This is a genomic window from Amycolatopsis sp. NPDC049159 (genome assembly GCF_040648295.1).
GTDB lineage: Bacteria > Actinomycetota > Actinomycetes > Mycobacteriales > Pseudonocardiaceae > Amycolatopsis > Amycolatopsis pretoriensis_A.
This window is the reverse complement of the sequence record NZ_JBEZDL010000008.1, coordinates 67,092-88,987: the sequence shown is the minus strand read 5'-3', so window position 1 is coordinate 88,987 and position 21,896 is coordinate 67,092. Positions and strand designations below refer to the sequence as shown.

Annotated in this window: 23 protein-coding genes and 1 pseudogene; 13 read left to right on the top strand and 11 right to left on the bottom strand. The window is 70.7% G+C overall.

From position 1 onward, the window contains the following. The first annotated feature begins 544 nt into the window (after nt 1–544). From AB0B33_RS16780 to AB0B33_RS16755, 6 genes are read left to right on the top strand one after another with little or no spacing between them, the layout of a single operon-like run. Nucleotides 545–1,756: an ROK family transcriptional regulator gene (locus AB0B33_RS16780; RefSeq protein WP_360772774.1), complete on the top strand. Its 1,212-nt coding sequence runs from the start codon at nt 545–547 to the stop codon at nt 1,754–1,756. Between the two features lie 11 nt (nt 1,757–1,767). Then, nucleotides 1,768–3,126 carry an extracellular solute-binding protein gene (locus AB0B33_RS16775; RefSeq protein ID WP_247014456.1) on the top strand — a complete coding sequence of 453 codons (1,359 nt, stop codon included), beginning with the start codon at nt 1,768–1,770 and terminating at the stop codon, nt 3,124–3,126. Then, nucleotides 3,123–4,118, top strand: coding sequence for a sugar ABC transporter permease (locus AB0B33_RS16770; protein WP_247014455.1), 996 nt, complete (start codon nt 3,123–3,125; stop codon nt 4,116–4,118). The genes AB0B33_RS16775 and AB0B33_RS16770 overlap by 4 nt, the downstream gene beginning before the upstream one ends. Next, entirely contained in the window at nt 4,115–5,005 is an 891-nt protein-coding gene (locus tag AB0B33_RS16765) for a carbohydrate ABC transporter permease (protein ID WP_247014454.1), read from the top strand. Before AB0B33_RS16770 ends, AB0B33_RS16765 begins: the two co-directional genes overlap by 4 nt. Then, complete coding sequence (locus AB0B33_RS16760; protein WP_360772195.1) at nt 5,002–6,267, top strand: 6-phospho-beta-glucosidase; 1,266 nt, start codon at nt 5,002–5,004, stop codon at nt 6,265–6,267. The genes AB0B33_RS16765 and AB0B33_RS16760 overlap by 4 nt, the downstream gene beginning before the upstream one ends. Continuing rightward, nucleotides 6,264–7,232, top strand: coding sequence for a BadF/BadG/BcrA/BcrD ATPase family protein (locus AB0B33_RS16755; protein WP_360772192.1), 969 nt, complete (start codon nt 6,264–6,266; stop codon nt 7,230–7,232). The genes AB0B33_RS16760 and AB0B33_RS16755 overlap by 4 nt, the downstream gene beginning before the upstream one ends. Before the next feature lie 55 nt (nt 7,233–7,287). Here AB0B33_RS16755 and AB0B33_RS16750 read toward each other — a convergent pair whose 3' ends face one another. From AB0B33_RS16750 to AB0B33_RS16730, 5 genes and pseudogenes are all read right to left on the bottom strand, one after another. Then, nucleotides 7,288–7,794 carry an SRPBCC domain-containing protein gene (locus tag AB0B33_RS16750; RefSeq protein WP_247014451.1) on the bottom strand — a complete coding sequence of 169 codons (507 nt, stop codon included), beginning with the start codon at nt 7,792–7,794 and terminating at the stop codon, nt 7,288–7,290. After that, nucleotides 7,791–8,111 (bottom strand): metalloregulator ArsR/SmtB family transcription factor, encoded by a 321-nt coding sequence (locus AB0B33_RS16745; protein ID WP_086671947.1) that lies wholly within the window; start codon nt 8,109–8,111, stop codon nt 7,791–7,793. Before AB0B33_RS16745 ends, AB0B33_RS16750 begins: the two co-directional genes overlap by 4 nt. 25 nt (nt 8,112–8,136) lie before the next feature. Further along, nucleotides 8,137–8,985 (bottom strand): annotated as a pseudogene (locus AB0B33_RS16740) (IS481 family transposase). A gap of 155 nt (nt 8,986–9,140) precedes the next feature. Next, complete coding sequence (locus AB0B33_RS16735) at nt 9,141–10,505, bottom strand: gluconate:H+ symporter (RefSeq protein WP_247014450.1); 1,365 nt, start codon at nt 10,503–10,505, stop codon at nt 9,141–9,143. Beyond that, nucleotides 10,502–10,996 (bottom strand): gluconokinase, encoded by a 495-nt coding sequence (locus AB0B33_RS16730; RefSeq protein WP_360772189.1) that lies wholly within the window; start codon nt 10,994–10,996, stop codon nt 10,502–10,504. Before AB0B33_RS16730 ends, AB0B33_RS16735 begins: the two co-directional genes overlap by 4 nt. 85 nt (nt 10,997–11,081) lie before the next feature. Here AB0B33_RS16730 and AB0B33_RS16725 point away from each other — a divergent pair, with 85 nt between their 5' ends. From AB0B33_RS16725 to AB0B33_RS16715, 3 genes are all read left to right on the top strand, one after another. After that, nucleotides 11,082–11,783, top strand: a complete 702-nt coding sequence (locus AB0B33_RS16725) for an FCD domain-containing protein (RefSeq protein WP_247014448.1) — start codon at nt 11,082–11,084, stop codon at nt 11,781–11,783. 341 nt (nt 11,784–12,124) lie between these two features. Further along, nucleotides 12,125–13,015 carry a cobalamin biosynthesis protein gene (locus AB0B33_RS16720; protein ID WP_360772185.1) on the top strand — a complete coding sequence of 297 codons (891 nt, stop codon included), beginning with the start codon at nt 12,125–12,127 and terminating at the stop codon, nt 13,013–13,015. 163 nt (nt 13,016–13,178) lie between these two features. Next, a complete protein-coding gene (locus tag AB0B33_RS16715) occupies nt 13,179–13,490 on the top strand; it encodes a hypothetical protein (RefSeq protein WP_360772182.1) in 312 nt (103 codons plus the stop codon). A 27-nt stretch (nt 13,491–13,517) separates the two neighbouring features. On the opposite strand, the gene AB0B33_RS16710 is transcribed toward AB0B33_RS16715, so the two are convergent. The 5 genes from AB0B33_RS16710 to AB0B33_RS16690 all read right to left on the bottom strand — a co-directional run bounded on the left by AB0B33_RS16710 (nt 13,518) and on the right by AB0B33_RS16690 (nt 17,851). Further along, nucleotides 13,518–14,132: an FMN-binding negative transcriptional regulator gene (locus tag AB0B33_RS16710; RefSeq protein ID WP_360772179.1), complete on the bottom strand. Its 615-nt coding sequence runs from the start codon at nt 14,130–14,132 to the stop codon at nt 13,518–13,520. 50 nt (nt 14,133–14,182) lie between these two features. Further along, nucleotides 14,183–15,013 (bottom strand): SURF1 family cytochrome oxidase biogenesis protein, encoded by an 831-nt coding sequence (locus AB0B33_RS16705; protein ID WP_247014444.1) that lies wholly within the window; start codon nt 15,011–15,013, stop codon nt 14,183–14,185. 79 nt (nt 15,014–15,092) lie between these two features. After that, a complete protein-coding gene (locus AB0B33_RS16700) occupies nt 15,093–16,487 on the bottom strand; it encodes a ricin-type beta-trefoil lectin domain protein (protein WP_360772176.1) in 1,395 nt (464 codons plus the stop codon). Between the two features lie 84 nt (nt 16,488–16,571). Further along, on the bottom strand, nt 16,572–17,033 hold the full coding sequence (locus tag AB0B33_RS16695; protein ID WP_360772173.1) for a low molecular weight protein-tyrosine-phosphatase: 462 nt from the start codon (nt 17,031–17,033) through the stop codon (nt 16,572–16,574). A gap of 56 nt (nt 17,034–17,089) precedes the next feature. Further along, nucleotides 17,090–17,851, bottom strand: a complete 762-nt coding sequence (locus AB0B33_RS16690) for a GntR family transcriptional regulator (RefSeq protein WP_360772170.1) — start codon at nt 17,849–17,851, stop codon at nt 17,090–17,092. 100 nt (nt 17,852–17,951) lie between these two features. Between AB0B33_RS16690 and AB0B33_RS16685 the strand changes: the two genes are divergently transcribed. Continuing rightward, nucleotides 17,952–18,236, top strand: coding sequence for a hypothetical protein (locus AB0B33_RS16685; RefSeq protein ID WP_360772167.1), 285 nt, complete (start codon nt 17,952–17,954; stop codon nt 18,234–18,236). Nucleotides 18,237–18,489: 253 nt separating this feature from the next. Here the strand turns inward: AB0B33_RS16685 and AB0B33_RS16680 are convergent, their stop codons facing one another. Continuing rightward, the gene (locus AB0B33_RS16680) at nt 18,490–19,044 is read right to left on the bottom strand and encodes a chorismate mutase (protein ID WP_360772165.1); all 555 of its coding nucleotides are present in this window, start codon (nt 19,042–19,044) and stop codon (nt 18,490–18,492) included. A 31-nt stretch (nt 19,045–19,075) separates the two neighbouring features. Here AB0B33_RS16680 and AB0B33_RS16675 point away from each other — a divergent pair, with 31 nt between their 5' ends. Genes AB0B33_RS16675 through AB0B33_RS16665 form a run of 3 tightly spaced genes read left to right on the top strand, consistent with a single transcriptional unit; the run spans nt 19,076 to nt 21,760 of the window. After that, the gene (locus AB0B33_RS16675; protein ID WP_360772162.1) at nt 19,076–19,897 is read left to right on the top strand and encodes a Nif3-like dinuclear metal center hexameric protein; all 822 of its coding nucleotides are present in this window, start codon (nt 19,076–19,078) and stop codon (nt 19,895–19,897) included. A 10-nt stretch (nt 19,898–19,907) separates the two neighbouring features. After that, complete coding sequence (locus AB0B33_RS16670) at nt 19,908–20,645, top strand: C4-type zinc ribbon domain-containing protein (RefSeq protein WP_247014438.1); 738 nt, start codon at nt 19,908–19,910, stop codon at nt 20,643–20,645. Next, on the top strand, nt 20,642–21,760 hold the full coding sequence (locus AB0B33_RS16665) for a bifunctional RNase H/acid phosphatase (RefSeq protein WP_247014437.1): 1,119 nt from the start codon (nt 20,642–20,644) through the stop codon (nt 21,758–21,760). Before AB0B33_RS16670 ends, AB0B33_RS16665 begins: the two co-directional genes overlap by 4 nt. Nucleotides 21,761–21,896 lie beyond the last annotated feature (136 nt).

The window sequence follows — 21,896 nt, the reverse complement described above, 5'->3', positions numbered from 1 at the left end:
GGAGTGGCCGGCCCGTGATGCCGCCGGTGCGGCGCACGTCGAGGCTCCGGCGCAACGGATCGGCACCGAGGTCTAGCCGGCGGGCACGTCCGAGAATCGATCTCCCGCCCTCGGGCGGGTCACCGAAGCCGAGGGTGGGATCGAAGGGCCGCGGCCCGGCGGTGCCCCCGAATCGTCATCGCCGGTCGAGCCGGGCTCGCCCGTGGATCATCGCGGTGTCCAGCTGCCCGGCGCCGGCAAGCAGGCGCCGGGCAGCAGTTCGACCTGAGGCCACCCGGCGATATCCCGGCAGCCCGCGAGACGCCTGCGTAACCGCCCCGCGACGCAACGCGACCACCTGAACGGCCCCGGCTACCCGCCGGGGCCGTTTTCGTTGCGCCCCGTGCACCCCTGCGCCAGGTGGTCTACCGGCCCGCCCAAGCGTTACCCGCCCGTTTCAAGAGACCGTTGACGGCTGTGCCCGGGCTCACTACAGTCCCCGGAAACCGTCTGTAAAGTATCCTAATTAAGTCGGGAGCGACGAGTGCGAGCCGGTAGCCCGCGGATGCTGCGCGAGATCAACGATCGCGCCGCCATCGAGGTCCTCCTTCGGGAAGGCCCGTTGACCCGCGCCGAACTCGAGCTCGCCATCGGACTCTCGAAGCCCGCCACCGCGCAGCTGCTCACCCGGCTGGAGCTGGACGACCTCGTCGTCAAGGCCGGCGTTCGGGGCGGTGGCCGCGGGCCGCGGGCCCAGCTCTGGGCGGCCAACGGGAGCCTCGCCTTCGTCGCCGCCGTCGATCTGACGCCGCACTTCGCGGACTTCGTCGTCGCCGATGTCGCCGGGGTCGTGCTCGCCGAGTACCGGGCTCCCTTGCCCGTGCACGAAGGGGCCGACGTCGTCGGGACCTTCGGGGAGGCACTGAGCCACGTCGCCGGGGAAGCCGGTATCACCCGGGACCGGCTGGCCCACGTCGTGATCGGCGCGCAGGGGGCGTTCGACCCGCGGACCGGCCTGCTGTCCTCCGCGCCGCACATCCCCGGCTGGCTCGGCTTCGACGTCCCGCAGAAGCTGTCCGACGAGCTCGGCGTCGACGTCACCATCGAGAACGACGTCAACCTCGTCGCCGTCGAGGAGATGAGCGTCGGGCAGGCGCAGGACGTCGACGACTTCGTCATGGTCTGGCTGTCCGAAGGCGTCGGCGGTGCCGTCGTGATCGGACGGCGGTTGCTGCGCGGCGCGACCGGCGGTGGCGGAGAGATCGACTGGATGCGCGTGCCCGATCCGGCCACTGTGGACACCGGCGACGTCTGGCCCGAGGCCGGCGCCCGGTTCGGCAACCTGGTCGACTCGCCCGCCATCTGCCGGCTCGCCGCCGCGCACGGGATCGAAGCCGGCACCGCATGGGAAGCCGTCGCGAAAACCGGACCGCGCCACCCGTTCCGCCACGACCTGGCGAAGCGGGTCGCCGGCGGCGTCGCCAACCTCGTCGCGGTGGCCGACCCGCAGCTCGTGCTCCTCTGCGGGGACACCAGCCGCGCGGGCGGCGAGGACTTCGCCGCGCTCGTCGAAGAAAAGCTCCACGAACTCGTCCTGCCGCGCACGCCCGTCGGCTGCGCTTCGGTGCAGGGCAACGCCGTCCGCGCGGGCGCGCTGCAGTCCGCGCTCGCCACCACCCGTGAGGACGTCTTCGGCGTCGTCACCCCCACGCTCCTCGGGTCGCGCAGGCCCGAGGGCGACATCACCCGTCCCCGACCGAGTAGCCCCAACCGATGAGGAGGAGGGCCATGCCCCCTACCACCCGGACCCGTCGCGGCGCACTTCTTGCGGCCGCCGCCGCGGCGTCCGTCCTGCTGACCAGCGCCTGTTCCGGCGCCGCCGCCCCGAGCGGGGGTGACGCCGCGGCCGCGCCCGGCAAGGACGACAAGCTCACGATCACCGTGTACTCGAAGTTCACCGACCGCGAGTACGGCGTGGTGACGGCGGGGCTCAACAAGCTCAAGGCCAAGTTCCCGAACATCGAGATCAAGCACGAGGGCAACCAGGACGACGACAAGCTCACCCAGTCGATCCGCGGCGGCAACCCGCCCGACGTCGCGATTTCCTTCTACACCGACAACCTCGGTGCGTGGTGCTCCACCGGCAGCTTCCAGGACCTGAAGCCCTACATCGAGCGCGACAAGATCGACCTGAACCAGATCCCCGAAGCCGTCCGCAACTACACCGAGTACCAGGGCAAGCGGTGCGCGATGCCGATGCTCGCCGACGTCTACGGGATGTACTACAACACCGACATGTTCGCGTCGAAGGGCATCACCTCGCCGCCGAAGACGCTGTCGGAGTTGTTCGAGGACACCAAGAAGCTCACCGAGTTCAACCCGGACGGCTCGATCAAGGTCGCGGGTTTCCTGCCTTCGATGCCGTTCTACGCCAACCAGGCCCAGTACTGGGCGCAGTACTTCGGCGCCACCTTCCTCGGCCAGGACGGCAAGTCGGACCTCGCCACCAACCCCGGCTGGAAGGCGATGTTCGAGTTCCAGAAGCAGCTCATCGACTTCTACGGCGGACACGACAAGGTCGAGAAGTTCAAGGCGGGCCTCGGTGACGAGTACTCCGCCGACCACGGCTTCCACAAGGGCAAGCTCGCCATGATCATGGACGGCGAGTTCCGCACCGCGTTCCTCAAGGACCAGGCGCCGGAGATCAAGTACCAGACGGCGCCGTTCCCGGTGCTGGACTCGATGGCCGACCGCTACGGCGGCGGGTTCACCACCGGCACGATCATCGCGATCCCCAAGGGCGCCAAGAACCCCGGCGCCGCGTGGGAGCTGATCAAGCAGGCCACCCTGGACACCGACACCCTGGTGGACATGGCCAACGGCCTGAAGAACGTGCCCAGCACCAAGGCTTCGCTCACCTCGCCGAAGCTGGACCTGCAGCCGCAGTTCAAGACGTTCCTCGACATCTACGACAGCGGCAAGCTGGTGGCCAACCAGACCACCCCGATCGGTGACGCGCACCTCAAGGCCGTCAACGACTTCGCGGAGAAGTGGCAGGCCGGCTCGATCCCCGACCTGACCGCGGGCCTGGCGAAGGTCGACGCGCAGGTGAACGACGAGCTCAAGCAGAAGGGCGCGGGCGGATGACCTCCACCGCTCTTCCCGTCACCACCGAAGGTTCCCCGTCCGCACCTGCGAAGGTGCGGGCGGGGGCCCGCCGGGCCAAGCGCCGCCGAACCGTTTTCTTCTTCATGGCACCGGCGTTCCTCGGATTCCTGATCTTCTTCGGCTACCCGCTGATCGCCACGGTCTACTACTCCTTCACCCGGTACGACCTGATCAACCCGCCGGTGTTCATCGGCTTCGACAACTACGTCCGGATGTTCACCACCGAGCCGCTGGTCGGCACGGCCGCGTACAACACGCTGTGGCTGGTGGTCATCCTGACGGTCTGCCGCGTGGTGTTCTCCCTCGGCGTCGCGTCGGTGATCTCGCGGCTCAAGTCGGGGGTCGGCCTGGTCCGCACGCTCTGCTACCTGCCGACGCTCGCCCCGCCCGCCGCGGCGACCCTGGCGTTCGTCTTCGTGTTCAACCCCGAATTCGGCCCGGTCAACCGGTTCCTGCGACTCGTCGGCATCGACGGCGGACTGTGGTTCAACAGCCCGGAGATGTCGAAGCCCGCGCTGACGCTGCTCGCGCTGTGGGGCTCCGGCGAGCTGATGATCATCATCCTCGCCGCGCTGCTGGACGTCCCGACCGAGCAGTACGAGGCGGCGGAGCTCGACGGCGCCGGCCCGATCCGCCGGTTCTGGCACGTCACGCTGCCCTCGATCTCGCCGGTGCTGCTCTTCGGCGTGGTCAACTCGATCATCTACGCGCTGCAGTTCTTCACGCAGGCGATCGTCGCGGCTTCCGCGAGCGCGGGCACCGCGGACGTCGCCGGCAACTCGAAGCTGATCGGCGCACCGCAGAACTCGACGCTGACGTACCCGATCTGGCTGTACGTCCAGGGTTTCCGTTACTTCAACATGGGTTACGCGGCAGCGATGGCCGTGCTGCTGTTCATCGTCAGCGCCGGGTTCACCTGGATCCTGGTGCGGCAGCTGCGGAAGTCCCAGCACCAGGAGGAGGGCGCATGACCGCGTTGGCCGAAGCGCCGCAGCGCGATGCGGGCGTGCCGCCGAAGGTGCGGTTCAAGCGCAACTGGGACAAGCGGCTTTCCTACATCGCGACCCACGCGGTCGGGATCGCGCTCGGCGTGATCTTCATGCTGCCGCTGCTGTTCGTGTTCCTCACTTCGGTGATGAAGAGCGACCAGGCGATGACGGCGAGCCTGTGGCCGACCGAATGGCACTTCGAGAACTTCGTCGAGGTGTTCCGGAAGGCGCCGCTGCTGTCGTACTTCGGCAACAGCCTGCTGTACTCGGCCGTGGCGACGGCGGGCGCGCTGCTGTCGGCGATCCCGGCCGCCTACGGGCTTTCGAAGCTGCGGTGGCGCGGGCAGAACCTGTTCTTCATGCTGACGGTGGCCGCGATGCTGCTGCCGCCGCAGGTCACCATCGTGCCGCTGTACGACCTGTGGGTGCGGATGGGCCTCACGGGCACGCTGGTTCCGCTGATCGTGCCGTACTTCTTCTTCGACGCGTTCTCGATCTTCCTGCTCCGCCAGTTCTTCCTCACCATTCCGAAGGACTACATCGAAGCGGCGAAGATCGACGGCTGCAACGAGTTCCAGGCGATGTACCGGGTGCTGATCCCGATGGCGAAGCCCGGGATCGCGGCCACCGCGATGTTCTGCTTCCTGTTCACCTGGAACGACTACTTCGGGCCGCTGCTCTACACCGGGGAAAACCGCGACCACTGGCCGCTTTCGCTGGCGATCGCGTCCTTCCGCGGCATGCACCACGTCGAGTGGAACCTGACGATGGCCGCCACGGCCCTCATCATGGCGCCGGTCATCGTGCTGTTCATCTTCGCCCAGAAGTCGTTCGTCAAGGGCATCACATTCACGGGAGTCAAGGGATGAAGCTGGCAGTCGTCGGTGGCGGGTCCACCTACACGCCGGAACTGATCGACGGGATCGCCGGTCGCCGGTCCACTTTGGACGTCGACGAGATCGTGCTGGTCGACCCGGACGCCTACCGCGTCGACGCCGTCGGCGGGTTCAGCCAGCGCTTGCTCGACCACGCCGGCCACCCCGCGCGGGTGCGGACCACGCAGTCGCTGGAAGAGGGTGTCGACGGCGCGTCCGCGGTGCTGATCCAGCTGCGGGTCGGCGGGCAGCGGGCGCGGCGCTCGGACGAAACGTTCCCGCACGCTTGCGGCTGCGTCGGGCAGGAGACGACCGGCGCGGGCGGCCTCGCGAAGGCGCTGCGCACGGTCCCGGTGGTGCTCGACATCGCCGACCGCGTGCGCAAGATCGCCGGTGACGACACGTGGATCGTCAACTTCACGAACCCGGTCGGCATCGTCACGCGCGCCCTGCTCAACGAGGGCCACCGCGCGGTCGGGCTGTGCAACGTCGCGATCAACCTGCAGCGCCAGTTCGGGAAGCTGCTCGGCGTCGGCGCGGACGACGTCAAGCTCGTCCACACCGGACTCAACCACCTGAGCTGGGAGCGCGGCGCGCTCGTCGACGGCGTCGACCGGCTGCCCGAGCTGCTGGACCAGCACCTGGACTACCTGTCCAACGAGGTCAGCGTGCCGGAGAAGTGGTTGCGGCGCATGAACGTCGTGCCGTCGTACTACCTGAAGTACTTCTACGCGCACGACGAGCAGGTCACCAAGCAGCGCACCGAGCGGCCGCGCGCGGACGTCGTGTCCGACGTCGAGGAAGAACTGCTGAAGATCTACCTCGACCCGGAGCAGAACACGAAGCCGGAATCGCTGGAGAAGCGCGGCGGCGCGTACTACTCGGAGGCCGCCGTGCAGCTCGTGCACGCGCTGACCGCGGGCGGGCCGGCCGAGGAGCACGTGGTGAACGTCCGCAACGACGGGACTTTCCCGTTCCTGCCGGACGACGCCGTCATCGAGGCCAGGTCCACTGTGGACTCGAAGGGTGCGACGCCGATCGCGCAACCGCCGGTGGAGCAGCGCTTCGCCGGGCTCATCGCGGCGACGACGTCGTACGAGTACCTCGCACTGGAGGCGGCGATCAAGGGCGGCCGCGACCGCGTGGCGGACGCGCTGCTGGCACACCCGCTGGTCGGGCAGTACACCAAGGCCGACCAGCTCGCCGACTCGCTGGTGCAGATCAACCGCGAATACCTGCCGTGGGCGCGCGGATGAAGCCTGCCATCATCGCTGTCGACGGCGGCAACAGCAAGACCGAGGTCCTCGTGATTTCGGAAGACGGCGTCGTGCTGGGCCAGTCGCGCGGGCCCGGCGCGTCACCGCAGAACGTCGGCGTCGCGGCCTGCGTCACGGCGCTGGAAACCCTGGTGCTGGAAGCCTTTCCGGACTTCGGGGAACGGCCGGCCGCGGTCCACACCTCCGCGTACCTGGCCGGGCTGGACTTCCCGCGTGAGGAAGAAGCGCTGCACGCGGCGCTGTCCGCGCGCGGCTGGAGCGACACCCTGACCGTCGGCAACGACACCCTCGCGCTGCTGCGGGCGGGCAGCGCGGGGGTGGGCGTCGCCGTGGTGTGCGGCGCCGGGATCAACGGCGCCGGCGTCGGACCGGACGGCCGCGTCCACCGCTTTCCCGCGCTGGGCAAGATCTCCGGCGACTGGGGTGGCGGCTACCGGCTCGGCGAAGAAGCGCTGTGGTGGGCCGTGCGCGCCGAGGACGGCCGCGGCCCGCGGACCGCGCTGATGCCGGCGGTGGCGGCGTACTTCGGGAAGCCGACGCTGCTGGACGTCGTGCAGGGCCTGCACTTCGAGGAGATCGACGCGGCGTCGATCCACGGGCTGTGCCCCCTGCTGTTCGAGGTGGCGGCGGCCGGCGACGAGGTCGCGCAGGACGTCGTGACGCGGTTCGTGGAGGAGGTCAGCGTGTTCGCCGCGGTGATCCTCCGCGAGCTGGACCTGACCGGGGAAGCCCCGGAGATCGTCCTCGGCGGCGGCGTGCTGACCGGGATCGGCGCGCCGGTGATCGCGGAGATCGAGAAGCGGTGCCTGAAGGTGGCGCCGCGCGCGGTGGTCCGCGTCGTCGACGTGAACCCCGTGGTGGGGGCGGCCTTGTTCGGACTCGACACACTGGGCGCGCCGGAGGCCGCGAAGACGGCCTTGAAGGCGGCGACCCAGCGCGTCTGAAGACCCTGGCGGGACCTGTCTCGAAGCGGCGCGAGACAGGTCCCGCCAGACCCCCTTACGGCACCAGGATTTCGCCGGTCTCCAGCAGGGACTTGAGGTCCGAGAGGATCCAGTCCCAGCCACCACCGGCGTTCTCGCCCGGCCCGGCGTTGACGTCTTCGTGCACCCCGGCGACCATGTCGGCGGTGAGCGGCGCGCCGGTGACGTCGTGGGTGACGGTCAGTCTGGTGCCGGCCGTCTTCGTCGCCTCGATGTCGTAGGTGAGCGTCGTGTACGGCTCGGCGCCCATCCCTTCGGGACCCATCAGCAATTTCCAGGTGATGACGAGCTTGCGCGGCGGGTCGACTTCCAGGACCTCGCCGTCGACGAGGTCACCGGTGAACCCGGCGTCGATGAACGCCTGCGTCGGGCGGGTCCGGTGCTTGCCGCCGACCTTGAGGTCGAAGTCGGCGAGGCCGGTGTAGCCGTACTTCTGCGTCCACTCGGGCTTCGTGATGGCTTCCCAGATGCGCTCCGGGGTGGCCTTGATGTAGACGCGGTGGACCTGCACGGTGGTCGTCATGGTTCTTCGCCTTCCAGTTCGTTCTTGAGGTCGAGCAGCGCGGTGACGTGGCGCTCGGTGTACTTGTCGATCCACCGGTCGTGGATCTGCCGGATCGGCACGGGGTTCAGGAAGTGCCGCTTCTCGCGGCCGTCCTTGCGCGTGACGACGAGCCCGGCTTCTTCCAGCAGCTTCAGGTGCTTCATGACGCCGAAGCGGGTCATCTCGACCTGGGTCTCCAGCTCGGTGAGCGTGCGGCCGTCACGCTCGAAGAGCAGGTCGAGCAGGAACCGGCGGGTCGGATCCGCCAGCGCCTTGAACACCAGGTCGTCTTGCACGTCCTCAAGATAGGTGACCAAAAGGTCACATGTCAACGCCGCGCTTCCACGTGAAAGTGCGGGGCTGGATGTGATGTCCGGGGAGGTTGGTCAGCCGGGTGACCGGTGGCTTGCCGCCGGTTGAGCTGTGGGGTCGGTGGTGATTGTAGAAGTGCAGCCAGCCCGGTAGCGCTGCTCGGCGTTGTTGCTCGCAGGGATAGAAGCGGGCGTAGACCCATCCATCGGCCAGTGTCCGGTGGAACCGTTCGATCTTGCCGTTGGTCTGCGGCCGGTAGGGGCGGGCAGGACCCGTTCGACGGTGACGCCGCGGTCGGTGAACCAGGCCACTGCCTGGCGCAATACCGCGGTGGCGGTGGCTGCGGTTTCGTGGGTGTGGATTTCGGCGTAGGCGCCGCGGGGCAGCCCGGGGGCGTTTGTTGCGGTCGCCTTGGCGCGTCCGACGAAGCGGTGCCCGCCGCCGTCGGGGATGTTGCCGGACTTGGTGACATCGACGGGGATCAGCGATCCGGGATGGGCGTGTTCGTAGCGGCGCAGGGGTTCGCCGGTGACCCGGTCGATGTGGGTTGAGTCGGTGGATCCGGCAGCGCACCGGCGCGGCGTGCAGGGTGGATGCGGGCAGGTCGAGCCGGCCGGCGATCTGGACCGGGCCCAGCCGGTGCCGCCACCGCAGTCGCGCGATCTGACGCACCGGCACGGGCGAGGTTTTGCTCGGGCTGTGGTGTGGGCGGCTGCTGCGGTCAGCCATCCCGGCCATACCTTCGGTGCGGTGGGAGGAGGGGGGCCACTTCGCGGCGGTCTTGGCGGCGACCATGAACATCTTCGCCGCGTCGGTGCAGTTCCAGCCTTGTTCGACGATCAGGCGAGCGAGTCGCAGGCGGGTTGTGTGGGGCCAGGGTGGGACACGAAGGCCTCCGGTGGGTGAAGCGGTTCCTAGACAGCTCCACTTCACATCCGGAGGCCTTCACCTGTCTGCACGACAGGCCGTCACCGGGTCACCTCAGCTCGGGACAACGTCCCTGAACATCACATCTAGACCAGCAGGGAGAGGGGGAGGATCAGGGCGATCGCCACCACCGAGATCAGCGTCTCCATCACCGACCAGCTCTTCAGGGTCTGGCCCACCGAGAGCCCGAAGTACTCCTTCACCAGCCAGAACCCGGCGTCGTTGACGTGCGAGAAGAACAGCGACCCGGCGCCGATCGCCAGGACGAGCAGTGCGCTCTGCGACGGGTCCATCCCCGCCGCCAGCGGGGCCACGATGCCCGCCGCCGAGACCGTCGCCACCGTGGCCGAGCCGGTGGCCAGGCGGATCGCCACCGCGACCAGCCAGCCGAGCAGGAGCGGCGAGAGGTTCGCGTCCTTGGCCAGGCCGGTGATGACGTCGCCGACGCCGGCGTCGACCAGGGTCTGCTTGAAACCGCCACCCGCGCCGACGATGAGGATGATGCCCGCGACCGGGCCGAGCGAGTCACCGACCACAGTGGACAGCTTGTCGCGGCCGAGCCCGGCCGGGCGGCCCAGCAGCACCATGCCGACCAGGACCGCCACCAGCAGCGCGATCAGCGGGTCGCCGACGAAGTCGAGGATCTTGCGGGCCTGGCTGTCCTTGGCCAGCAGGATGTCGGAGAGCGCTTTCGCCAGCATGAGCACGACCGGCAGCAGCACCGTCGTGAGCGTCGCGGCGAAGCTCGGGCGCGGCTTGCCGGTGTCCGCGCGCTCGGGAATCAGGCGCTCGGGCGGCGCGGCGTCCGGCACCAGCCGGGCGGCCAGCTTGCCGAACAGCGGGCCCGCGATGACCAGCGTCGGGATGCCGACGAGCAGGCCGAACGCCAGCGTGATCCCGACGTTCGCGTTCAGCGCGCCCGCCGCGGCGAGCGGGCCGGGGTGCGGCGGGACGAGGCCGTGCAGCACCGAAAGCCCGGCTACCGCAGGAATTCCCAGCAGCATCAACGGTTTCCCGGTGCGCTTGACCGCGAGCAGCACCACCGGGATCAGCATGACGAGCCCGATCTCGAAGAACATCGGCAGCCCGATCAGCGCGGCGACGAGCGCCATCGCCCACGGCAGGCTCTTGTCGCGGGCTTTGCCGAGCACGGTGTCGACGATCTGGTCGGCGCCGCCCGAGTCGGCCAGCAGTTTGCCGAGCATCGCGCCGAGCGCGATCAGGATGCCGACCGACGCGACCGTGCTGCCGACACCGGTCGTGAAGCTCTTGAGCAGCTTGTCGACCGGCATCCCGGCGGTCAGCCCGAGCACGAGCGAGCCGAGCACCAGCGACAGGAACGGGTGCAGTTTCACCTTGGTGATCAGCACGACGATGACGGCGATCGCGACGACGGTCGCGGCGATCAGGCGGGTGTCGTGGCCGGTCCAGGCGGCGGCGAGGGTGGTCATGAGCGCTCCCGGAAAGCGGTGAGGGCGCCGTCGGTGATGGCGGCGGGCGACTCGCGGATGTCGAAGATCGCTCCGGGCTCGTCCGGTTCGAGGGGTTCGAGGTCGGCGAGCTGGGAGTCCAGCAGCGACACCGGCATGAAGTGACCCGAGCGCGACTGCATGCGCTCGGCGAGGACCTCGCGGTCCCCGTGCAGGTGGGCGAACCAGACGTTCCCGCCGGTCCGCAGCACGTCCCGGTACCGGCGCTTGAGCGCGGACGACGTCACGACACCCCCGGCGGCCTGGTGCTCCCGGATCCAGCCGGCGATGGCCTCGAGCCAGGGGGCGCGGTCCTCGTCGGTCAGCGGGTGCCCCGCGGTCATCTTGTCGATGTTGGCCTTCGGGTGGAACGTGTCCGCCTCGGCGTATTCGACGTCCAGCGCCCGCGCGAGCGCGGTCCCGATCGTCGTCTTCCCGGAGCCTGACACCCCCATCACCACGATGACGGTCATCCGCACCTCCCACGTCGTTGTGCCCAGGAGAGTCAAACTCAAAAGTACTACTTATTCAAGATGAAGTACTACTTAATCGAGTCAGATGACTAGGTTGGGTGAGGTGAGGCACGAGCAGGTACTGGACGAGCTGGGCGCGGCGATCGCGAACGGATCGCTGCCCCCGGGCACCGTCTTGCGCTCCGAAGAGCTGCAAGAGCGCTTCGGTGCTTCGCGGACGGTGGCCCGCGAGGTCGTCCGGGTCCTGGAGACGATGCGGCTGACGAGCAGCAAGCGCCGGGTCGGGGTGACCGTCCGCGAGACGGCGGAGTGGAACCACTACGACCCGCGGCTGATCCGCTGGCAACTCGACGGGCCGGGCCGCCCGGCGGCGCTGGCCACGCTGAACGAGCTCCGGTCGGCGATCGAACCCTGCGCGGCCCGGTACGCGGCTTTGCGGGCGACACCGGAGGAGCGGGGTCGGCTCGGGGCGTTGGGGGAGCGGCTGGCGCGGACTGCCCGGGCGCGGGACCTGCCGACTTTTCTCGAGTTCGACATCGCTTTCCACGACCTGTTGCTGAGCGCTTCGCGGAACCCGATGTTCGCGCAGCTGTCGGAGGTCGTGGCGGAGGTGCTGACGGGGCGGACGGGGCACGGGTTGATGCCCCCGGAGCCGCAGCCCGAGGCGGTGGCGCTGCACTTGGAGGTGGCGGCGGCGGTGGCGGCGGGGGAGGCGGACCGGGCCGAGCGGGCGATGCGGGACATCGTGGTGCAGGCGCGTGAGGAGATCGCTGCCTTGGTGGAGTAATCGAGGCCGGTGGGGTGGGCCGTCGTGCGGATGCCGGTGAGGCGGGCCCGGGATGGGGCGCTCGGGCGGTCGGTGGGGGCGGGCCGTCGTGCGGATGCCGGCGAGGCGGGCGCTCGTGTCGTAGCCGGGCGGTCGGTCGTGCGGCGCCGATGAGGTGGGTCCCGCGGTCGTCGTTCGGTGCGTGAGCCGAGGCGGACATCGGCCGGGCGGCGGTCGCGCGCGAGGCGAGTGCAGGTGGTCGTCGTGCGAGCCGGTGGGGGCAGGCGGACACGCCGCGAGGCGGGTTCCGGGGTCGAGTAGCCTCCTCAGGAACTGCAGTTTTCTTCCGCCGGGGGGCACGGGTGAGCGCGGCGCGCGCGATCGGACTGGTCTTGGGTGTGGCGGCCGACGGCGCCCTCGGCGACCCCCGCCGCCGTCCGCCCGTCACGGCTTTCCGGCGGCTCACCCCCGGCCGTGGCGCTCTCGTCGCGGGTGCCGCCGTCGTGGGTGGCGTGCTGCTGGAGCGGGCCGGTCGCGGGCGGCCGCTCGTCCAAGCCTCGGCGACGGCCGTCACGACGTGGGCGGTCCTCGGGGCCGCCGGGCTGGCCGTGCAGGGCACCGAACTCGCGCGTGACCTCGAAGAGTGCCGCTTCGAGCCGGCGCGCGCGACACTGTCCGAATTGGACCCGCGGGTCGCCGACGGCCTCGGGGCGATCGCGTTGTCCCGCGCCTCCGTCGAGACGCTGGCCGAAAACACCTCCGACGCCGTCGTCGCCCCGCTGGTGTGGGGCGCGCTCGCGGGCGTTCCCGGGCTGGCCGGGGCGCGCGCCGTGAGCCTGCTGCGCCGGGCCCGCGTCGGGCGGCGGGGGCACTGGGCGATCGATCGGCTCGACGAGCTCGTCCACCTGGTCCCGACCCGCGTGGCGGCGGCGTTGACCGTCTTGGCGGCCCCGGTCGTCGGCGGCTCGGCCGGTGGCGCGTGGCGCGCGTGGCGCCGTGACACGATCGCCCACCCGAGCCCGAACGCGGGGCGCGTCGAGGCGGCGTTCGCGGGTGCGCTGGAGGTCCGCGTCGGCGGCCGGACGGTGTACCCGCACGGCGTGGCCGAGCTGCCGGTCCTCGGCGTCGGGCGCAACCCGGACGCCGGGCACGTGACGCGGGCGGTCGAGCTGTCCCGGGTCGTCGGCTGGCTGGCCGCCGTGACCTCGGTGGTGCTGGCCGTCGCGGCGGGTTTGCGGCGCCGCTCGCGCTGAGCTGTCCACAGGGGCGGCCGGGTGTGGACAACCGGGCGGCTTCGCTTGCGCTGGGGCGGTTTTGTCCTGGGGCACCGATAGACTGGCCTAGGGGCCGCCCCCAGGGATAGGGCGGGGGCCGCTCGTGCTTGGCCGCCGCGGCACAACCGACAGTGTCGGCAGCATGGGCACCTCGTGGACGCTCAAGTCCAAGCACGACGACGACGGCCCGGGCGGCTCGTTCGTCGTCGGCGAGGAGTTCGAGATCCACACGAACGTCGCCGGTCAGGTCTGGACGATCACCTTCGCCGACAACGGCCTGGTCTTCTTCACCGGCGACGACGTCTCGACGCCCACCGGCATCCGGGAGCAGCACCCGACCGCCAACCGGCCCGGCCGGGTCCAGCACATGACCGTGCACGCGCTGAACCACGCCACCGGCGAGACCATCGACGGCGACCTGGCCGTGCAGCCGGTCGCGGCCTGCGGCGGCTGAACGAAGCGCGGCTGAGGGGGTGTCCCCTCAGCCGCGGCGGCGCAGCTGCGTCACCGCCTCCGCGTCCAGCCGCCCGCCGCGCTCGGTCAGCCGGGCGCCGATCCGGTCCCGGTCCTCGGCCGTCTTGTTGCCGCCGAACTTGAACTTCGCCCGGACGCCGGTGATCGTGAACTCGATCCCGCGGATCCCCGGCAGCAGCCGCTTGTCCGGCGCCTCCGTGGCGCTGACCGCGGCCCGCGCGCCGTCGGGCTCGAAGTGCCGCAGCTGCTCGTCCAGCAGCGCCGCCTTCGCCGCCGGGTCGTCGACCAGCCGGACGTCGCCCTCGAGCTGCACGGTCGCGTAGTACGACGTCGGCACGCCGCGCGCCGGGTCCGCGGTCGTGTTCCAGTCCGCGCGGATGTAGGTGTAGTCGTCGACCACCGTCAGCAGCGCCCGCGGGTGCTCCTCCAGCAGCGGCCAGATCGGGTTGGGCCGCGCCAGGTGCGTGACGACCGTGCGGTCGCCGTCGAACGCGAAGTGCGCCGGGGTCACCACCGGCAGGTCGCGGCCGGTGCCGCCGGCGATCAGCTGGCCGAAGTCGTGCGAGGACAGCCACTCCCGCCATTCGGAGTCGTCGGCGGCGTCCCACGGGTGGATCAGCATGCCCGCAGTGTCACCCGGGCAAGTGGCCGCGCCGAAGGGCCATTTCCGGCCTACTTCTGATGGCCACTTTCGGCGAGTTCGTCCTCGGCCAGGATCTCCGCGACCGACTTGCGGCGCGCCGGCGTCGGCGACGAATCGAGCGCGCCGCCGGGCTTCAGCTCGCGCACGGTGAAGTACAGCCAGCCGAGCAGCGCCATCGCGCCGAACGCGATCCACTGCAGTGCGTACGACAGGAACGGCCCCGAGTCCGTCTGCGGCAGCGGCAGCGCGCCGAGCACGCCGGGCTGGCCGGTGTCGAGCTGGAAGTAGCCCGGCCGGATGTCGAGCTTCGCCGCCCGCGCGACGACCCGCGAATCGACGACGTAGCTCTGCAGCCGCCCGCCGGTCGACGCGTCGGCGAACGCGTCACGGTTCTTCGGGTCCGTTTCGTCGGCGCGCGCCCGCGCGGTCACCGTCACGACGCCGGGTGGCGGCGGCGCGAACGGCAGCGCGCCGGACTTGCTGTCGAGCCGGACGTAGCCGCGGTCGACGAGCACGACGGTGCCGTCGGTGGTCTGCAACGGCGTCAGCACCTCGAAGGCGCCCTCGCCCTGCACCGTCCGCAGCCGCGCGACGACCTCCTTGTCCGGCAGGTACCGGCCGGTGATCGAGACGAGGTGCCATTCGGTCTGCGGGCCGATCACGCTCCCCGGCGGCAGCAGCTGCGTCAGCGGCAGCGGCGCGGCCGTGAACGACGTCTCCAGCGCGGAGTTCTGCTGCTCGCGTTCGGTGTTGCGGCTGAACTGCCACGGCGACAGGAGCGTGAAGCAGCAGACGGCGAAGGTGAACACCACCGCCGTCAGAGCCAGCCACCCGGGCTTGAGCAGGAACCGCAACCGCACCCCACCACGGTAGGCCGTGCCCCGGCCCGGCCGCGTCCCGGCCTCCACCACCTGTGACGGAGGCCGGGACGAACGGGACTCAGCGGTCGAGCCGCCACTGCTGGCTCACGTTGCCGGCGACGCAGGCGGCCGTGATCACCCGCGTGCCCGGGTCGTTGGAGCCCAGGTCGGCGCACAGGCCGTTGTGGTTGCGCAGCGTGCCGTCGCCCGGCGCGGTCCACTGCTGGCTGACCGCGCCCGCCCGGCACGCGACCATGATCACCCGCGTGCCGGGGTCGTCGGACCCGAGGTCGGCGCACAGGCGGTTGGTGTTGACGAGCGTGCCGCCGAGGAGGCCCCAGCGCTGGCTGACCAGGCCTTCGCCGCAGGTCACGACGGTGATCGGGGTCTTCTCGGCGTTGGAGCCCAGGTCGGCGCAGAGCCCGTTGTGGTTGCGCAGCGTGCCGTCGCCCTTGAGGAACCACTGCTGGCTCAGGTTGCCGGCGACGCAGCCGGTGACGAGCAGCGCCGCGCCCGCCGCGTTGCTGCCGATGTCGGCGCAGACACCGCCCGCCGTCCGCAGCGTGCCGTCGCCGGGGAAGCGCCACTGCTGCTCCGGGACGGCCGTGCAGGCGGCGGTCCCGACCGACGTCCCGGTCACGGCGAGGCAGAGGCCGGCCGCGGTGCGGACCGTGCCGTCCCCGGGGAGCGTCCACCGCTGCCCGGTGTTGTCCGCCGCGCACGCCGCGGTGGTCACCTGGGTGCCGGCGCCGGTGCACAGGCCGTTGAAGTTGCGGATCGCGTACGGCGGGATCTGGGCGCGCACCCAGTCCGTGAGGTCGTCGAGCCGGGTTTCCGTGGTGCCGTTGCGCGTTTCGGTCTCGCCGATGCAGCCGTGCTGCCACGACGCGTTGTTGATCGCGACCAGTTCGGTCGCGCCGCCGGTCTCGCGCAGCGCCGGACCGCCCGCGTCACCCTTGCAGGTGGTGGCGTCGGCCGTGACGTTCAGCGTGGTCGCGGTGCTCGACGCGACGGTGAAGGTGGCGGTCGACAACCGGTCCGGCACCCATTCGGTCGCGGTCCGGCCGTAGCCGGCGAGCCGCAGGGTTTCGCCGGTGCTGACGGGCGAGGTCCCGAGGGCGACCGGCGCGACGGTGAAGACGGGCGCGTCGAGCCGGGCCAGGACGAGGTTCCGGTCCGGCCGCGGCACGAGCGAGGCGACCGCGGTGGTCCGGCCCCCGACGGTCACGGTGGCCGCGGCCGGCGGCGGGCCCGCGGGCGTCGCGGCGTCGCCGAAGCAGGTCGTGGCGGTGAGCACCCACTGCGGCGCGACGAGCGCCCCGGTGCAGCCCCGCCCGGCGGTGTTCACCTTGGCGACGTACGAATACGTTCCTTCGGCGGCTTGACTTCCCCCGGCGATCGCTCCGGCCGGACCGGCGGCCACGAACCCCGCCGCGGTCACGAGCGCCAGAACGCCCGAAATCCTTTTGAGCACGCGTTTTCCCCTCATCGACGACGATGCCGGAGGGCTTATCGGGCGCGGCCCGCTCAACCGTACGAAGATCGGCTGTGACGCCGGTCACCGCTCGGCGCGGACCCAGTCGAGCAAGCCGGGCACCGCGCGTTCGACCATGCCGAGGACGTCCTCGAAGCCGTCGTCACCGCCGTAGTAGGGGTCCGGGACCTCGGCGCCTTCGGGCGCGGACGGGTCGAACGAGCGCAGCAGCCGCACCTTGGCGGGATCCTCGACCCGCGACCGCAGGAACTCGGCGTGCCCTTCGTCGGCGGCCAGCAGCAGATCGGCGGCGAGGTCTTCGCCGGAGACTTCGGAGGCCACGTGCGAGGTGGGGTAGCCGTGCGCTTTCAGCGTCGCGCGAGCACGTTTGTCGGCGGGCTCCCCGGCGTGCCACGGCCCGGTACCGGCACTGGTGACGCGGACGGCATCGCCGAGGTGAGCTTCTTCGAGCTTGGCCCGGAACACCAGTTCGGCCATCGGGGAGCGGCAGATGTTGCCGGAGCAGACGAAGACGATGTGGGTCACGTCCGCGAGCGTAACCGGCCGGTTCACCCGGTCACCCGCTCACTCGGCGGTCTCGATCAGTCCGCCGGCCACTCGTACGACAGTTGGTAGAGGCTGGCCGGGAGCACGATGTCGTTCATCTCCAATGCCCTGCCACCGGTTCCGTAGGCCACGCGCGTGACCGTCAAGACCGGGACGCCGCCGGCGAGCTGGAGCAGCGACACTTCGTCCGGAGTCGGCATCCGGGCGCCCACGTGCTCGGCGAACGAGCCGATCACGTGCCCCGCCTCTTCGAGGCGAGCGTAAGTTCCGCCGTCGCCCGTGTTGATCTTCTCGATCGCGGTGCCCCGGGTCAGTTCACGCGGCAGCCGGGACACCGCGATCTGAGCCACCAGTCCGTCGGCTCGCATCACCCGATCCCTTACGGTCACGTCGGTTCCGACCGGTACCTGCAGATATCCGGCTGCCCGTTCGTCGGCGCGTTCGAAGCGGACCTTGACGTTGCTCGCCGCGGTGAACCCCTTCGCCTTGGCTTCGGCCATGAACGCGCCTTCGTTCCGTTCGCGCGCATCACGGGAGAGCCGGGCGCGCGCGAGCCGCTGGATGTTCGACGGTGGGCGCACGAACACGCCACGGCCGTGCTCGACGTCCACCACGCCTTCGGACCGCAGGAGGTTCACCGCCTCACGGACGGTCGGCCGCGAAACGCCATAGGTGTCGATCAGCTCGCGTTCACTCGGAAGCTTGGCTCCGGGCGCGTACTCGCCAGCATCGATCTTCCGGCGAAGATCGGTCGCGACCTGCCGGAACGCGGGAACTCCACTCGTACGGTCCACCATGCGGAACATTCTCCACTCGTCAACTCGTCTTGACCAGTCGACGACCGCGTGTGACCGTTGTCTCATCAAGACGTCATGACGAGTTTGAGGCGGTGCTCCGGTGAGTCTGATCGTCTACCTGGACAAGGCCCGGATCCAGCCGGCCCTCGACGACATCTGGCACTGGGTCGCCGATATCGACTTCGGCAACGGCATCCTCACCACGCTGTGCGGCGAGGAGCACGAGGTCGTCTTTGAGAACTACGTGCGAAGGCCTCCGCTGAAAACCTGCTGGGAGTGCGACCTGGCTTACCGGCGGGCGATGCGGATCAGCGTCGGCCGGACTCATCCGGCCCTGGCCGCCCAGTGCGGGACCCTTCGTGGAACGCCCCCTTCGCCTGCGTAACCGGCTGGTTCACCCGGTCACCCGCTCACTCGGCGGTACCCGTGGCCCGCGACCGGCACTTAGCGTGATCACGCGAGGACGCGAACCGGAAGGAAAGCGATCATGCACGGATGCTGTTCGAAGTGCACCGGTCAGGGCTGCGGCTGCTGCGGCAACTGCAACTGACGCCCCACGCGGCGCTCACGGCGGCGGCGGCCAGACGCCGCCGGGGCGCCTCCCCCGGCCCGCACGAACAGCCGCTGCCGAGGGTCCCTCAGCCCAAGCAGGTAGCCGACGTCGCCGTGCCGAGGGCGCGGGTGTGCAGTGCGTCGAAGTGGTGGACGACGTCCGCCACCCCCGCCGCCACCAGCTGACGCGCCGGGCACGAATGCGCCGCCCGCACCGCCGAAGTCGCCGCCAGCTCCGTCAGCAACCCCGTGTTCAGCCGGTCGATCACCGGGCGGATCACCGCGAGATCCGGCCGGGGCGAAGGAACTTCCGCCGGGTGGGCGTCCCAGCGCGTGTAAAGCCCGCGCTGCACCACCTTGTTCGCCTCGATCTGCGCGCGGAAGAACCGCACCGCGTCCGCCGGGTCGAGGCCGAGACCCGGGGCGCGCGCCGAAACCGAGTCGTAGATCTGCTGTTCGCGCACCGGGTCGTCGATCGGTGACGGCGTTCCGTACTTCGCCGCCGCCACCTGATCGGCTATTTCCACGCGCTGCGCGGCCAGGTCGGTGAGCCGCCACAAGCCAGGGGGAGAAGCCGACGCCGGGAGCGCCGCCACCAGGAGACCGGACACCACCGCGAAGAGCACAGCCAGTACTCGCATGGCGCACGACCGTACATGCGAAGATCCCCGGATGCCCGCACTCTCCGAAGTCATCACCGTGCTGGAGCAGGCCTACCCGCCCGCGCTCGCCGAGTCGTGGGACGCCGTCGGCCTCGTCTGCGGCGATCCGGCCGAGCCCGTCACGCGCGTGCTCTTCTGCGTCGACCCGGTCGCCGAGACCGTCGACGAAGCCGCCGACCTCGGCGCGCAGCTGATCGTCGCGCACCACCCGCTGCTCCTGCGCGGCGTGCACGGCGTCCCGGCCGACACCGCCAAGGGTGCGCTCGTGCACCGGATGATCCGCGCCGGTATCGCCCTCTACTGCGCCCACACCAACGCCGACTCGGCCGACCCCGGGGTCTCCGACGCGCTCGCGCAGGCGATCGGGCTCCGCGTGACCGGCCCCCTTGCGCCCAACGCCGACGGCGTCACCGGCATCGGCCGCCTCGGCGAACTGCCCGAGCCCGAGCCGTTCGCGATCTTCGTGCAGCGGGTCGCCGACGCGCTGCCCGAGACCGTGCCCGGGGTGCTCGGGGCGGGCGACGAGGACCGCTTGATCCGCACCGTCGCCGTCTCCGGCGGGGCCGGCGACTCCTACCTGAAGCAGGCCACCGCGGCCGGGGTCGACGCCTACGTCACCGCCGACCTGCGCCATCACCCCGCCGGTGAGCACCTCGCCGGGGCGCACCCGGTGCCCGCGCTGGTCGGGCTGACCCACTGGGCCAGCGAATGGCCGTGGTGCGGGCAAGCCTCGGCGGTCGTGGCGCGAGCGTTTGCGGGTAACGTCGACATCTGCGTCTCCACGCGGTGCACCGACCCGTGGAACGTCCGCGCCGAGCGCACATCGAATTAAGAGGAGCACCGTGAAGGCCGAACCCGCCGTGCAGCGCCAGTTGCTCGAGCTCGCCAAGGTGGACGCCGAGCTCTCGCGCACCGCGCACCGCCGCCGCACCCTGCCGGAGCTGGCCGAGATCGACGCGGGGGAGAAGCTCGCCCGCGAGCGCCGCGACGCGCTCGTCTCGGTGGAGACCGCCGCCTCCGACCTGGACCGCGAGGTCGCCCGGCAGGAGAAGGAGATCGAGTCGGTGCGCGCCCGGGAGGACCGCGACCGCAAGCTCCTCGCGTCCGGCTCGGTGAACTCGAAGCAGATGACCGACATCGAGCACGAACTGCAGACACTGGAACGGCGCCAGCGCGCGCTCGAGGACGACCTGCTGGAGCTGATGGAGCAGCGCGAGGCGCTGGGCCTGGACGCGCAGCGCACCGGCGCCGAGGTCGACAAGGCCGAAGCCGAGGTCGCCGCCGCGATCGTCCGCCGCGACGAGGCGTTCAAGGACCTCGACACCATCCGCGCCCGCCGCGACGAGGACCGCGCGAAGCTGCTGCCGCGTTTCCCGGAGCCGCTGCTCAAGCTGTACGAGCGGGTCCGCGAGCACAAGGGCATCGGTGCCGCCCTGCTTCGCGCCCGCCGGTGCGGTGCCTGCCAGCTGGAGATGGACCGCAACACCGTCAACGAGATCAAGGGCTCGCCCGAGGACGAGGTCATCCAGTGCGAGAACTGCGGCGCGATCCTGGTCCGGACCGTGGAGTCGGGTCTGTGACCTCGCACGTCGTCATCGAGGCCGACGGCGGATCCCGGGGCAACCCCGGGCCCGCCGGCTACGGCGCCGTGGTCAAGGACGCCGACGGCGAGGTCCTCGCCGAGCGCAAGGAAGGCCTCGGCGTCGTCACCAACAACGTCGCCGAGTACCGCGGGCTGATCGCCGGGCTGGCCGCCGCGGCCGAGCTCGGTGCGTCCACTGTGGACGTCCGGATGGACTCGAAGCTCGTGGTGGAGCAGATGTCCGGGCGCTGGAAGATCAAGCACCCGGACATGCAGCCGCTGGCCGAGCGGGCCAAGGAGCTGGCCGCCGGGTTCACGCGCGTCAAGTACGAGTGGATCCCGCGCGCGCAGAACTCCCACGCCGACCGCCTGGCCAACGAGGCCATGGACGAGGCCGCCGGCAAGCCCGCCACGGCGAAGCCACCGAAGCTGCCGACCCGCAAGCCGGACCGCGCGACGGTGGCCTGGACCGGCGCGAAGGGCACGCCGACCCGGCTGCTCCTGCTGCGCCACGGCCAGACGGAGATGTCGGCGCTGCGCCGCTACTCCGGCCGCGGCGACGTCCCGCTCACCGAACTGGGCCGCGCGCAGGCCGCGGCGGCGGCGAAGCGGCTGGCCGCGATGGACGGCCTGGTCGTCGACGGCGAGGCCGTCCCGATCATCTCCTCGCCGCTCACGCGCACGAAGCAGACCGCGCAGGCCGTCGCCGACGCGCTCGGCGGCCGCGTCGAGACCCACCCCGGCCTCATCGAGACCGACTTCGGCGACTGGGAAGGCCTGACGTTCGCCGAAGCCGCCGACCGCGACCCCGAGCTGCACGGTTCGTGGCTGGGCGACAGCGCGGTGCCGCCCCCGGGCGGCGAGAGCTTCGACGTCGTCCACCGGCGTGTCCGCAAGGCCCGCGACGAGCTGATCGCCGAACACGGCGGCCGGACGTTGCTGCTGGTCAGCCACGTGACGCCGATCAAGACGCTGCTGCGGATGGGCCTCGACGCCGGCCCGCAGCTGCTGTTCCGGCTGCACCTGGACCTGGCATCGCTGTCGATCGTCGAGTTCTACCCGGACGGCAACGCGTCGGTCCGCCTGGTCAACGACACCTCGCACTTGTCCTGACCGGTCGAATGTGGGGTGGATCACGCTCAATGCCGACGCGTGGCCGACCCCCGATGGGGTATTGGCTACAGTGTCTCGACCGCGTCGCCGCGGTGGCGGGTCTCCAGCTCGACCCACTTCAGGGGGCGCCGGCTCG

Coding starts and splice junctions, on each gene's coding strand:
- AB0B33_RS16780 (WP_360772774.1), top strand. CDS start 545: ATGCTGCGCGAGATCAACGATCGCGCCGCCATCGAGGTCCTCCTTCGG.
- AB0B33_RS16775 (WP_247014456.1), top strand. CDS start 1,768: ATGCCCCCTACCACCCGGACCCGTCGCGGCGCACTTCTTGCGGCCGCC.
- AB0B33_RS16770 (WP_247014455.1), top strand. CDS start 3,123: ATGACCTCCACCGCTCTTCCCGTCACCACCGAAGGTTCCCCGTCCGCA.
- AB0B33_RS16765 (WP_247014454.1), top strand. CDS start 4,115: ATGACCGCGTTGGCCGAAGCGCCGCAGCGCGATGCGGGCGTGCCGCCG.
- AB0B33_RS16760 (WP_360772195.1), top strand. CDS start 5,002: ATGAAGCTGGCAGTCGTCGGTGGCGGGTCCACCTACACGCCGGAACTG.
- AB0B33_RS16755 (WP_360772192.1), top strand. CDS start 6,264: ATGAAGCCTGCCATCATCGCTGTCGACGGCGGCAACAGCAAGACCGAG.
- AB0B33_RS16750 (WP_247014451.1), bottom strand. CDS start 7,794: ATGACGACCACCGTGCAGGTCCACCGCGTCTACATCAAGGCCACCCCG.
- AB0B33_RS16735 (WP_247014450.1), bottom strand. CDS start 10,505: ATGACCACCCTCGCCGCCGCCTGGACCGGCCACGACACCCGCCTGATC.
- AB0B33_RS16730 (WP_360772189.1), bottom strand. CDS start 10,996: ATGACCGTCATCGTGGTGATGGGGGTGTCAGGCTCCGGGAAGACGACG.
- AB0B33_RS16725 (WP_247014448.1), top strand. CDS start 11,082: ATGACTAGGTTGGGTGAGGTGAGGCACGAGCAGGTACTGGACGAGCTG.
- AB0B33_RS16715 (WP_360772182.1), top strand. CDS start 13,179: ATGGGCACCTCGTGGACGCTCAAGTCCAAGCACGACGACGACGGCCCG.
- AB0B33_RS16710 (WP_360772179.1), bottom strand. CDS start 14,132: ATGCTGATCCACCCGTGGGACGCCGCCGACGACTCCGAATGGCGGGAG.
- AB0B33_RS16690 (WP_360772170.1), bottom strand. CDS start 17,851: ATGGTGGACCGTACGAGTGGAGTTCCCGCGTTCCGGCAGGTCGCGACC.
- AB0B33_RS16680 (WP_360772165.1), bottom strand. CDS start 19,044: ATGCGAGTACTGGCTGTGCTCTTCGCGGTGGTGTCCGGTCTCCTGGTG.
- AB0B33_RS16675 (WP_360772162.1), top strand. CDS start 19,076: ATGCCCGCACTCTCCGAAGTCATCACCGTGCTGGAGCAGGCCTACCCG.